This is a genomic window from uncultured Altererythrobacter sp. (genome assembly GCF_913057185.1).
Classification (GTDB): Bacteria; Pseudomonadota; Alphaproteobacteria; order Sphingomonadales; family Sphingomonadaceae; genus Erythrobacter; species Erythrobacter rubellus.
On sequence record NZ_CAJXNK010000002.1, the window covers coordinates 306,938 to 319,721 of the forward strand.

Annotated in this window: 9 protein-coding genes; 7 read left to right on the forward strand and 2 right to left on the reverse strand. The window is 56.7% G+C overall.

The window, feature by feature from the left end; translation table 11 throughout:
* The first annotated feature begins 51 nt into the window (after nt 1-51).
* Entirely contained in the window at nt 52-933 is an 882-nt protein-coding gene (dapA, locus tag QZ487_RS09385; protein WP_285976996.1) for a 4-hydroxy-tetrahydrodipicolinate synthase, read from the forward strand.
* Here the strand turns inward: dapA and QZ487_RS09390 are convergent.
* Nucleotides 930-2,000: a succinylglutamate desuccinylase/aspartoacylase family protein gene (locus QZ487_RS09390; protein WP_285975471.1), complete on the reverse strand. Its 1,071-nt coding sequence runs from the start codon at nt 1,998-2,000 to the stop codon at nt 930-932. The genes dapA and QZ487_RS09390 overlap by 4 nt on opposite strands.
* 115 nt (nt 2,001-2,115) lie before the next feature.
* Between QZ487_RS09390 and smpB the strand changes: the two genes are divergently transcribed.
* The 6 genes from smpB to alaS all read left to right on the forward strand — a co-directional run bounded on the left by smpB (nt 2,116) and on the right by alaS (nt 10,993).
* Entirely contained in the window at nt 2,116-2,598 is a 483-nt protein-coding gene (gene smpB / locus QZ487_RS09395) for an SsrA-binding protein SmpB (RefSeq protein ID WP_296024581.1), read from the forward strand.
* Nucleotides 2,599-2,750: 152 nt separating this feature from the next.
* A complete protein-coding gene (locus QZ487_RS09400) occupies nt 2,751-3,335 on the forward strand; it encodes a DUF2062 domain-containing protein (protein WP_296024582.1) in 585 nt (194 codons plus the stop codon).
* Nucleotides 3,335-5,797 carry a response regulator gene (locus QZ487_RS09405; RefSeq protein ID WP_296025328.1) on the forward strand — a complete coding sequence of 821 codons (2,463 nt, stop codon included), beginning with the start codon at nt 3,335-3,337 and terminating at the stop codon, nt 5,795-5,797. Before QZ487_RS09400 ends, QZ487_RS09405 begins: the two co-directional genes overlap by 1 nt.
* 391 nt (nt 5,798-6,188) lie before the next feature.
* Nucleotides 6,189-7,247 (forward strand): recombinase RecA, encoded by a 1,059-nt coding sequence (recA, locus tag QZ487_RS09410; protein WP_285975467.1) that lies wholly within the window; start codon nt 6,189-6,191, stop codon nt 7,245-7,247.
* Between the two features lie 213 nt (nt 7,248-7,460).
* The gene (locus QZ487_RS09415) at nt 7,461-8,291 is read left to right on the forward strand and encodes a trans-aconitate 2-methyltransferase (RefSeq protein ID WP_296024585.1); all 831 of its coding nucleotides are present in this window, start codon (nt 7,461-7,463) and stop codon (nt 8,289-8,291) included.
* Between the two features lie 50 nt (nt 8,292-8,341).
* Nucleotides 8,342-10,993 (forward strand): alanine--tRNA ligase, encoded by a 2,652-nt coding sequence (gene alaS / locus QZ487_RS09420; RefSeq protein ID WP_296024586.1) that lies wholly within the window; start codon nt 8,342-8,344, stop codon nt 10,991-10,993.
* Here alaS and QZ487_RS09425 read toward each other — a convergent pair.
* Nucleotides 10,990-12,753 carry a cation:proton antiporter gene (locus QZ487_RS09425; RefSeq protein ID WP_296024588.1) on the reverse strand — a complete coding sequence of 588 codons (1,764 nt, stop codon included), beginning with the start codon at nt 12,751-12,753 and terminating at the stop codon, nt 10,990-10,992. The genes alaS and QZ487_RS09425 overlap by 4 nt on opposite strands.
* Between the last annotated feature and the right edge of the window lie 31 nt (nt 12,754-12,784).

The following is a 12,784-nucleotide window of genomic DNA, read 5'->3' on the forward strand; positions in this document are numbered from 1 at the left end:
GCTAAGATTTCCCCTCAATTGCATTATGCCATCAAGAAAGGTCTGAAATCAATGTTCTCTGGCTCAATACCGGCTCTGGTTACACCATTTCGCGGTGGACAATTTGATGAAGGGGCCTTTCGCCGCCTGGTCGATTGGCAAATCGAGCAGGGCAGCTCGGCATTGGTGCCATGCGGAACAACCGGTGAAGCATCGACTCTTTCGAATGCAGAGCATCACCGGGTGATCGAAGTTTGCATAGAGCAAGCAGCGGGCCGTGTTCCGATTATCGCCGGCTGTGGATCGAATGATACGCGCAACGCGTTGCTGCATATGAATTTTTCCAAGAAGGCCGGCGCTGCCGCGGGGCTTTGCGTTGCGCCTTACTATAATCGCCCGAGCCAACGCGGGCTGATTGCCCATTTCAGCTTTCTTTCGGAAAACAGCGACTTGCCGATTGTTCTTTACAATGTGCCGGGCCGCACCGTGACAGATATCGAAGATGAAACGGTGGTCGAACTGGTGCGTAAATACCCGGAGCGGATCGTGGCGATCAAGGATGCGAGTGGAGACCTGTCGCGAGTCGCTGATCACCGCATGGGCATCGGGCGCGAATTCTGTCAGCTTTCAGGCAATGACGAACTGTGGCTGCCGCATTCGGCTGCTGGCGGCAAAGGTGCGATTTCGGTGACCGCCAATGTTGCCCCGGCGCTGTGCGTGGAGTTTCATGAAGCGATTGCAGCCAATGAATTGAAGCGCGCGCGCGAGCTGAACGACAAGCTGTTCCCGCTGCATTATGCAATGTTCAGCGATGCTTCGCCGGCGCCAGTGAAGTATGCGCTCAGCCGCGTGCACGACTGGGTTGAGCCGACCGTGCGCCTGCCATTGGTGGAATGCTCGGATGAGGCCAAGCGGCAGGTCGATGAAGCGCTGGAAATCGCCGGATTGATCTAGAGCACTTCGTCTTCGTCGAGCAGAACTTCAGCCAGACCTTCCGGTTCGCTCGCGCGGATCGCTTCTTTAATCGAGTCTATCTGAGCACCGACTTGCTCCGGGTGGGACACTTCTGCGATATGGAACAGCGCGTCTCCCTGATGCACCACTGGCAGAGTCGCGTGTCCGATAATGATTCCGTCGATTGGACTTATGACGGCCTCTGGTTCTTCTCCCAACAGCCCTGCGACAGTTGCGAGCAAGTCCCCCTTGCGCACCGGATCGCCTGAAGTTTTCGCGGGATGCGCTACGCCGCCGCGTGTCGACCGGACCCAGGTGGACTTGTTCGAACGGGCGGGCACACTGACCCCTGCGAGCCCATCATCGGCGTCGATCATTCCCAGATGTGCCAGAACTCTCAAAACTCCGGCTACCCCCGTTTCGATTGATAGATTGTCAAACCTCAGCGCTTCACCCGCCTCAAGTAGAAGCATATCCACGCCTTCTTCCTTGGCTTTGGATCGCAAGGAACCTTCGCGCAATGGGCTCTCGATGATCACCGGCGCACCAAATGCCATCGCCAGCTTGACCAGGCGGGGGTTTCCTTTGTCGATACGGATCTGTGGCAGATTATACCGGTGTACAGCGGCGGTATGTATGTCGATCCCGAGCGATGCGCGTTGTACCACTTCCGAGAAGAAAACCTGAGCCAACTGCGAAGCGAGCGAGCCGCTTACGCTGCCCGGGAACGAGCGGTTGAGATCGCGCCTGTCAGGCAGGTAGCGTGACCGATTGAGAAACCCGAAGATATTCGTGACCGGCACGAGCAGAACGGTTCCGGAAAGCCTGCTGGGATCAATCTGTTGCGCCAGATGCTGGATCACAGCCGTGCCGACAATCTCGTCACCATGAACAGCGCCGCTGACGAATACGGTCGGACCAGGCTCCGCACCATGAAAAACGCGAACGGACAACATCGATGAATATCCAGTCGCCAAGGTAGTGATCGGTATGGAAATGTCAGAGGAGCTACATGCCGGGACATGATGCCCGCCAATCTCGAACTCGTTCTGCTCTGCTTCGCCCATTACCCGTCGACTCCTCTCTTGCAGCGCTTTCCCTGAAGCCCGCGTCAAAGCAAGAATAATCGGTTGTCTCTCAACCCTTTCGCATTTGCTCACAAATGCCTACATGGGCGTCACCATGGCTCGCCCGAAACCTGAAACCTTCGACAAGCACAATATCGTCGCTGACAATCGTCGCGCGAAGTTTGACTATGCCATCGAGGATAAGTTTGAAGCCGGTTTGGCGCTTCAAGGCACGGAAGTGAAGGCTCTGCGTGCGGGTCAGGCGACGATCGCCGAGAGCTACGCTGAGGTTCGCGATGGTGAGGTTTGGCTGATCAACGCCAACATTCCCGAATACAGCCACGGCAATCGCCTCAACCACGAGCCGAAGCGTCCGCGAAAACTGCTGTTATCGGCGCGTGAGATCAACAAATTGTTTGGTGCGGTCGAACGCAAGGGCATGACATTGATCCCGATGTCGATGTACTTCAACAAGACCGGCCGCGCGAAGCTAGAGCTGGCGCTGGGCAAAGGGCGCAAGGCGCAAGACAAGCGTGACTATATCAAGGACCGCGATTGGAAACGCGACAAGGCGCGATTGATGCGCGAAAAAGGCTGAGCAGACAGCTAAGCGCGTTCTGTCGCGAATTCACAATATTGTCAGACTGTTTCTGCTACCCATATCGACAAGAGTAAACGCTTTGCCGAATTACGTGGCTCGCTGCACTTGCGGACACGCGTTCAGAAGCGCAAGGCGAACACGGAATCGAAATGGCGACACGTTCAAAAACCTGGTTGGCAGATAAGCTGAAGTCACACTTCCCAGATCGGGAAGAATTGGCCAGCAATCGCTATCTGGCTCCCATAGCGCATCGGTTTTTGTCGCCTGAGTTGTGGCGCTTTACGCGCCGTTCTGTGCCGCGCGGCGTCGCGCTTGGGCTGTTTGCCGCATTTATCGTGCCCATCGGACAAATCTTCCTGGCTGCATTTCTGGCGTTGCCTTTCAGAGCAAACATGCCGCTTGCGGCCGCGGTCACATTTGTCACGAACCCGTTCACTCTCCCGTTCTGGCTGGTAATTGCCAATCGGGTTGGCAATTTTACGCTCGCGATTGATGCTGCGACTACCGGGGTTGCAACCGAAGGTATGGCCGCCGACCAGTTCGCATGGCTTGCGGAGTTCTGGCAGCTCGCGGGTGTAACGGCATTCGGATTTGTGGTGCTTGCAGTCGTGTCGGCTGCGATGGGTTACCTGATCGCAGGCCGCACTTGGCGCGTGATGGTTGCGCGCCGTCGCACGAAGCGATTGCGCCGGATGGAAGCACGGCTGGATGAGCGACTGGGAGCGCAACAGTGATGACATATCTGGAGGGCGCGCGGGGGGCGCTTTCGAAACAGGTCGGAGATCAGCGTTTGAAGCTCTTCTTGGGCCTGACTCTCGCGCTCATCGCGAGCACTGCCGTACTATGGTTCGCAACGGGCGAAGTACTGTTGGTTCTGGCCTATGCGCTGGGGCTTGCCGTCCTGCTTGCCGGCGGTTTGGCCTTTCAGAGGATGCAAGCTGCGCCCGAAACTGAAGCGCTTGGGATTCCCGACTGGTCCGTCACCGTCGCTGCTATTGAACAGCCAGGCGAAGCTGTTGCGATAACAGACCGCGCCAATCGTCTTACTTGTGCCAATTCGGCTTACATCGAATGGTTCGGGTTGGATTCAGCGCCACCAAACCTTGCTCTGACACGTGCAAGTCAAGAGGAAATGCTGCGTTTGATCCGTCAAGCATGGCGCGATGGATCTGCCCATTCGGATCGGCTGGAAGGGCTGGATATCGAACGCCAATGGAAAGTGACAGCCCAACGCGTCGGTCGCGGCGATGATCATCTGATTTGGCGTTTCCGAAAGATCGAGACCGAAATTGCCGACCCGCTGGCAAGTTATGACGTAACCGGTGCGTTCGGGCGAATGCTGGCAAAGGCCGGGATTGAAGCGGCGATCACCGCGCCCGACGGGACGATCAAAAATGCAAGTGCCGGCTTTGCACGCCGCGCCGCCGGGGACGAGAAGACTACGTTGGCTGGACAAGACTTCGTTTCGTTCCTGCGCTCGGATGATCGAGACCGGATATTCTTCTCTCGAGAGGGACGAAGCGGCACGCCGCAGACGCTCATTCATATTCCGCTGGATGATCCCAATGACGAGCGAGCCCTAGGTCCTGACGAAGTACCTTCGCTGATGCTACTCATCGATGCAGGAGTCGGGATTGGCGGCGGATGGGAAAATTCTTCCCAAGGTACAGCCCAGTTGGAAAGGTTGCTTGGGCAATTGCCGCTTGGCTTGGCGATGACGGATCGAGATGGCCGTTTCTTGTTCGGCAATCAGGCATTCCTAAGGGCCGTCAACCGCGATGAACTGGGACTACCCGCATTCCCGACCGATCTGGTTGTGCGTGATGACAAAGCGGCATTGTCTGATGCGGTGCGCCGCCATGGGCGAGGCCCATCAACTAGTGGGAACATGGCAATCAGGCTCGCTAGCGCGCCTGATAATACGGTCTCATTGGGACTGGCTGGCGTTCGGGGGATGGGTAATGCATCAGTCTTGCTTAGCCTGACCGATTCCAGTCAGGAAACACAGCTCAAGCGGCAAGTCGCACAAGCGACAAAGATGCAAGCCGTGGGTCAGCTCGCTGGCGGCGTTGCGCACGACTTTAACAATGTGCTCACCGCAATCATTGGTACCTGTGATCTGATGCTGCTCCGCCACACGCCCGGCGACAGCGATTATGATGATATCCAGCAGATCCAGCAAAACTCCAACCGTGCAGCTTCCCTGACGCGCCAGTTGCTCGCCTTCTCTCGCCAACAAACCCTTCGCCCCGAGATACTGCAATTGCCCGATGTGGTGAGCGAAGTTGGTCCGCTGATCACCCGGCTGTTAGGCGAAAAGATCAAGTATAGCATCAAACATGACCGCGATCTGGGTGTGGTGCGGGCTGACCCGCAGCAACTTGAGCAAGTGATCATGAATCTGGCGGTGAATGCGCGCGATGCGATCAACATGCACCGCGGAGGGACTGGAAAAATCTCTCTGACCACGCAGCGTGTCAACATGCGCGAGGTCGAGCAGATGGGGTCTGAAATCCTGCCCGTGGCCAACTATACCGTTCTGGTTATTGAGGACACTGGTGGCGGCATTCCGGAAGAGGTGATGCCCAAGCTGTTCGAGCCATTCTTTACAACCAAAGAGCAAGGCAAGGGCACAGGGCTTGGGCTTTCGACAGCTTACGGTATCGTAAAGCAGTCAGGTGGGTTTTTGTTCGCGGACAATGTCAAAGGCACTGGCGGGCGCACGATCGGCGCGCGCTTCACAATGTACCTGCCAGTGCACGAAGGGCCCATGGCGCCTGCGCCAGAAGCTCCGGTCGAAGTTCCATCGAGCGAGTGGTCCGGCGGAGGCCGCATCCTGCTGGTTGAAGACGAAGACATGGTGCGCGCAGTTGCGGAACGTGCGCTCACGCGCGCCGGATATGATGTGACCGCATGTGATGATGGCGAGGTCGGCCTTTCTGCGATCACATCAGGCGGCGAGTTCGATGTGATTGTGAGTGACGTTGTGATGCCTGGGATGGACGGGCCAACTATGGCGCGCGTCATTCGTGAAACGCATCCGGACCTGCCGGTACTGTTCATGTCGGGCTATGCCGAGGAGCAGTTGCGCAAGGATATCGATATCCCGAAGATGTATTTTCTGCCAAAGCCATTCAGCGTGCAGCAGATCGGCGACAAGGTTGCCGATGTGATGCGAGGGTCCGCGCGCAAATAGTCGTCGAACAGGCGAGATCGAAAGAACGGGTGAAGGCCAGGCCGGCTGGCGCGAACTGCGCGCGGTTGTCAGGAACTCCGGCTCGCAAAGCGCACAGGTTCGGTTCGGGATCGGGAGTTCCGCAAGTCTCGAAGTGCGCCGCACACGTGGATTAAAACTTCGTAATGGGGAGCATATCATTAAGACCAGTCTTGGCGCCGGGGAGGAACGCAAGCCCGTCCTCTGGTACGAGAGGTCTAAGCGCTAAAAGCCCAGCAATTCGAACAAAAACACCCGGGTGAAAAAAATTAAGTTCCCTACTTGTTCTATAAGAACAAATCGGGTACATACTGTTCCAACAGGGCGGTCGATAACCGATTTAAAGCTCTAGGCAAGCAAGGGAGGCCATGCGATGGCGACTAATCTGAAACTGGTTGAAAAGGAATCATCCGTGGATCGTCAGAAGGCGTTAGACGCTGCACTTGCACAGATTGATCGGGCCTTTGGTAAAGGTTCGGCAATGAAGCTGGGCTCCAAAGAAGCGATGAACGTCGAATCGATTTCGACCGGTTCGTTGGGCCTGGATATCGCGCTTGGTATTGGCGGCCTGCCTAAGGGCCGTGTCATCGAAGTTTACGGTCCGGAAAGTTCAGGCAAAACCACGCTGGCACTCCATGTTCTTGCAGAAGCGCAGAAGAATGGCGGTACTGTTGCCTTTGTCGACGCAGAGCATGCGCTGGATCCGGTTTATGCCAAGGCTTTAGGTGTAGATATTGACGAACTTATTATTTCTCAGCCGGACACCGGTGAGCAGGCACTTGAGATCACCGATACGCTGGTTCGCTCGAACGCGATCGACGTATTGGTGGTGGACTCGGTGGCTGCTTTGGTGCCGCGCGCTGAGATCGAAGGCGAAATGGGCGACACCCACGTCGGCTTGCAAGCGCGCCTGATGTCGCAGTCCCTGCGCAAGCTTACTGGTTCGATTAACCGTTCGAAATGCATGGTGATCTTTATCAACCAGCTTCGCATGAAGATCGGTGTGATGTATGGTAACCCTGAAACCACAACTGGCGGCAATGCGCTGAAGTTTTACGCATCGGTTCGCCTGGACATTCGCCGCACAGGTCAGATCAAGGATCGCGATGAAGTGGTTGGCAACACCACCCGCGTAAAAGTAGTCAAAAACAAGGTTGCACCTCCATTCAAACAGGTCGAGTTCGACATCATGTATGGCGAAGGGATCTCCAAGATTGGTGAGATTCTCGATCTTGGTGTGAAGGCCGGTATAGTCGAGAAGTCAGGTAGCTGGTTCTCCTATGACAGTATCCGGATCGGTCAGGGCCGTGAGAACGCCAAGACCTATCTGAAGGAGAACCCGGAAATTTGCGACAAGTTGGAAGCTGCTATTCGCGGCCGCACCGACGAAGTCGCCGGGGAAATGATGGCAGGGCCTGACGCGGAGGCCTGACACATATCTTCAAGCGGGCGCGCCGAGTTCAAGTAACTCTCGTGATTGCGTTCCCGGAAACCTGGAAAGCCGGTGTGCGTAGCTCATCTCCTCGAGCGGCCCACATCGGCTTTTCCGTATACTGCTTATGGATGCCTTGCGTTACTTTGTCGTGTTGAGACAATACAATAGCGTAGTAAGCAGACAGGTCCGATACTGACGTGGGAGACATCTATGGCAAGTTCCGACACTCAAGAATGGCAAGGCCGCGTTGGCAAATCATGGGCAAGCGAGTGGCAACGCACGGATCGAAGCTTCCGAATGCTAACTAGCGAGTTAGAGCGCAGAATTGCGGGAAGCCCATATGCGAATTTGCTCGATGTCGGTTGCGGGGCCGGAGAGCTGTCGCTTGTAGCGGCGCAGGCGCGTCCGGAAGCGCGGGTGACGGGCGTTGATATCTCACCTGACCTTATCGATGTCGCACGGCTACGCTCCGCCGGTATACCGAATGTGCGGTTTGAACTCGCGGACGCGGCCAGCTGGCGGCCTGGCGATGGGGAGAGTTTTGACCTTCAGGTTTCACGACACGGGGTCATGTTCTTCGATCAACCTGTTGCCGCTTTCGCCAATCTGCGGGCAATATCTGCGCCCGGCGCCAACTTGATATTCTCCTGCTTTCGCTCGTTAGAGGAAAATCCTTTTTTCGGATTGGCTGGCAAACTGGTCGACGGTGGGGTTTCGTTGCCCGATCCCCACGCACCGGGGCCTTTCGCATTTGCGGGTGTTGAGCGGGTACATGGAATTTTGTCTGATGCTGGTTGGTGCAATGTATCGATTGTGCCGTTTGACTTCCAGATGATTGCTGGTTCGGGTGAAGATCCGGTCAGCGACGCGGTAAGCTATTTCAGCAGGATTGGCCCGGCGGCACGGGCGATCTCCCTGATGGATGACATGGCAAAGCAATCATTCCGCATGAAACTTGAGGGATTCGTGAGAGAGCATCTTTCAGCAGATGAGGTTGCACTTGGTGCAGCTGCCTGGATCGTCACGGCCACACGCGATTGAATGCTTTATCTGGCTTGTCGCTGGCTGGCTTAGCCTTTAACTGCCCAAGCATGACGTCGACCAATGATATCCGCCGCTCTTTTCTTGAGTACTTCTCCGCTGCTGATCACGCCGAGATCGCGAGCTCGCCGCTTGTGCCTTACAATGATCCGACCCTCATGTTCGTCAATGCGGGGATGGTGCCGTTCAAGAATGCATTCACCGGGCTTGAAGCGCCTCCGGCATTGCGTGCAGCAAGCTCGCAAAAATGTGTGCGGGCGGGTGGCAAGCACAATGATCTCGACAATGTTGGCTATACCGCGCGGCATCACACCTTCTTCGAGATGCTCGGCAACTTTTCCTTCGGTGACTATTTCAAGGAACAGGCGATCCATCATGCGTGGACACTTCTAACCAAGGAATGGGGTCTTTCGCCCGACAGGCTGACTGCGACTGTTTATCACACGGATGACGAAGCGTTTGATCTGTGGCGCAAGATTTCCGGTCTTCCGGAAGATCGGATCATTCGTATCCCCACCAATGACAATTTCTGGTCAATGGGTGATACTGGTCCTTGCGGTCCGTGCTCGGAAATTTTCTTCGACCATGGCGATCACATCGAAGGTGGGCCTCCGGGCAGCCCTAATGAAGATGGCGATCGTTTCGTGGAGATCTGGAACCTGGTCTTCATGCAGTTCGATCAGGCTGCGGATGGTTCGCGCAGCAATTTGCCCAAGCCATCTATCGATACTGGTATGGGACTCGAACGTATTGCAGCTGTAATGCACGGTGTGCACAACAACTACGATACTGACACGTTTAAAGCTCTGATCGGTGCCTCTGTGTCACTTACTGGTGTGGCTGCGGAGGGGGATCATACCGCGAGCCACCGCGTTATCGCGGACCATTTGCGGTCGACCAGTTTCCTGATGGCGGACGGCGTTCTGCCTTCCAACGAAGGTCGCGGTTATGTGCTGCGCCGGATAATGCGTCGCGCAATGCGGCACGCACATTTGCTGGGCGCGTCAGAGCCTTTGATGTATCGCCTTGTACCCGCGCTAGTGGCCGAGATGGGGCAGGCCTATCCGGAATTGGTTCGTGGGCAGGCGCTGATCGAAGAAGTGCTTGAGCGCGAGGAATCGCAGTTTCGCAGGACACTGGAAAAAGGTCTGCGGCTGCTCGACGATGCGACCAGCGATATGGCCGAAGGGGGAGAGCTTGATGGTGAGACAGCATTCAAACTCTATGACACGTTCGGGTTCCCTTATGATCTGACCGAAGACGCTCTACGCGCGCGTGGGCTTGGGGTGGATCGCGCAGGTTTCGACGCCGCCATGGAGCAACAGAAGGCGGCGGCACGCGCGGCCTGGAAGGGTTCGGGCGACGCTGCTTCGGGCGAGGTCTGGTTTGATATTGCCGAGCGTGAAGGCGGCACGGAGTTCACTGGCTACACGTCCACCAGTGGTGAAGGAACCGTTGTCGCAATCGTCAAAGACGGTGCGGAAGTCAAAGCTGTGTTCCCAGGTGACGAGGTTGTTATCCTAACCAACCAGACGCCTTTCTATGGCGAGAGTGGCGGTCAGACCGGGGATGTGGGTTCAATCACCAACGTCGAGGGTCTTTCGGCCGATGTTACGGATACATCCAAGCCGCTGGGCCGATTGCATGCACACCACGCCAAGATTTCGACCGGTACGATAAAGGTGGGCGATAGTTTGCATCTGGAAGTCGATGTCGAGCGTCGAGATCGCATTCGTGCAAACCACTCGGCAACGCACCTTGTCCATGCGGCTTTGCGGAACGCCTTGGGTGACCATGTAACGCAGAAGGGATCGCTGGTTGCGGATGACAAATTCCGCTTCGACTTTTCCCACCTTAAGCCATTGACGCCTGAAGAGATTGCGGCAGTCGAAGCCGAAGTAAACGCAGAAATCCGCGCGAACGAAGCTGTTCAGACACGGCTTATGAGCCCGGATGATGCAGTCGAAGCTGGTGCCCTAGCGCTGTTCGGCGAGAAGTATGGCGATGAAGTTCGCGTGCTTAGCATCGGGCGCAAGGCCGACGGCAATCGGAACTACTCAGTCGAGCTGTGCGGCGGCACACATGTCAAAGCGACAGGCGACATCGGCATCTTCCGGATTGTGTCAGAAGGCGCGGTCAGCTCCGGCGTACGCCGTATCGAAGCGCTGACCGGTGAAGCAGCGCGAGAATGGCTCGTATCCCGCGAAGAAGCGCTCAAGTCCGCCGCAAGCGAGATTCGCGCCACACCGGAAGAGGTGCCCGCACGAATTGCCGCTCTGCTAAGCGAGCGCAAAGCATTGGAGAAGGAACTCGCGGACGCCAAAAAGGCCCTCGCGCTTGCAGGCGGCGGCGGCCCGGCTCAATCTGCGGACGAAGAAATTGCCGGCGTGAAGTTCAGCGGTCAGGTGCTTGACGGCCTTAGCCCAAAGGAGCTGCGCCCGCTGCTTGATGAGGCAAAGCAGCGTCTCGGCTCAGGCATTGCGGCGGCGGTCGCAGTGAATGATGGCAAGGCAGCTTTTGCCGTTGCAGTAACTGACGACCTGACCGAGCGTTTCAGTGCCGTTGATCTGGTCCGTGTAGGCGTTGAGACCTTGGGCGGCAAGGGCGGCGGTGGTCGCCCTGACTTGGCGCAAGGTGGCGGCCCGGACGGCAGCAAGGGCGAGGATGCGATTGCCGCGGTACGTGCAGCTATCGCCGGTTAAGCTTCGCCCGTTGAAGTTCGAAGTTTCGGGCGATGCTCAAGTTGGCCTTCGCGCTCAAGCATTTCGCGAAACTCGTCACGTTTCTCATGGATTGAGGCAATAACCGGCCCCATCGCCACGCCAATATCAACGAGCACAGCTTCGGAAAGTTGAAGCGAACTTTCGAGGTTTTCCGGCACCGCATGACTTGCGCCGGCACGGTACAGTTCCGCTGCATGGTCCGTGTCGCGGGCGCGTGCAACGATCAGCAGCTCAGGATGCTCCTTCCGAAGCTTGGAGACCAAACGCTGCGCAAGTACGGGCTCGTCCATGGTCAAAACGACCGCCGGTGCCGTTTCGACACCTAACCGGGACAAGGCATCTCCACGTGCTGCATCGCCAAATATGGCGCGGTATCCGTCACGCGCGGCGCGCTCAATCAAATCAGGGTCTGAATCAATTGCGACATAGTGTTTGTCATGTACCTTGAGCATATCCGCTACCAGACGACCGACGCGACCGGCACCAATGATTATCGTGCGTGATTCGTCAGTTTCGTCCTCATCCAGCTCAGGAATTGGCTCTATCCGGCGAGCGATGACGCGACCCAGTTTGGCAAGCAATGGTGTCACAGTCAGGCCTATCGCAGCGACGATCTGCCAGAACTGCGCCGTATCCTGATCGATCACCAATGCCGTGGTTGCTGCGGCCAGCACGATCAAGGTCGTCTCACTGGGGCTGGCCATCAACACACCGGTTTCCGCCGCAGTGCTGCGGCGCGCTCCCATCATGCGCAGCAACACGCCAGTCACGATTGCCTTGAATGTGAGGACGCCGACAACAGCGAAGGCGATCTCGCCCAGATTGGCCCATATCTCCATCAGATCAATGCTCATGCCGATGGTGATAAGGAACACACCGAGCGCGAGGCCTTTGAAAGGCTCCATGATCGTTTCGACTTCGCTGTGATACTCGGTCTCGGCAATTAGCAGGCCTGCGATCAACGCACCAACAATCGGTGACAGGCCAGCGGCGGACGTGGCCAGACTGGCACCGATAACAACCAACAATGAAGCAGATAGAAACAGCTCTGGATTCTTTGTTCGCGCGGCCTGGCTGAACAGCTTAGGTAGCAAAAACCGCCCGGCCACCAGCAGAACGAGAACAACAAGGCCGCCCTGAATCAGTGTGGTGGTTAGCCCTCCTACGCCTTCGTTCGCTGCGGTTGGCGCAAGCGCGCCCAGAATGAAGATAATCGGCACGATCATGATGTCTTCGAACAGCAGCATGGATAGTGCTGCCCGGCCAACCGGCGTCTTGGTCCCGGAAATTGGCAGAACGATAGCCGTGGATGAGAATGCAAGTGCGAAACCCAGGGCAATTGCGGCGGTGGTGCCCATGCCGCTGACATAAGCAAAAAATGCCGCCCCCACACAGCCTATGATCAGCAGTTCAAGACTACCTAGGCCAAAAACGAGTTTTCGCAGCTGCCACAGCCGGTTGAACGAGAGCTCCAACCCAATCGCGAACAGAAGAAGTATGATCCCGAAATCTGCGAAGGGCGTCAATCGATCCGCTTCGGTGATCGTTATGTATCTGAGCCACGGGACCTCTGGCACCAATGAACCCAAACCGTAGGGCCCAACTGCGATCCCGATCAGAATGAAACCAATAATCGGTGTTATGCGGAAGCGTGTAAAGACCGGAATCACGATGCCTGCTGCGCCAAGGATCACCAGCGCGTCAGATAACATCGGAGAAAGGGTCAGTTCGCCAGCCACGGTTCTGGGTTAGCTGGGCGTTTGCCTCATG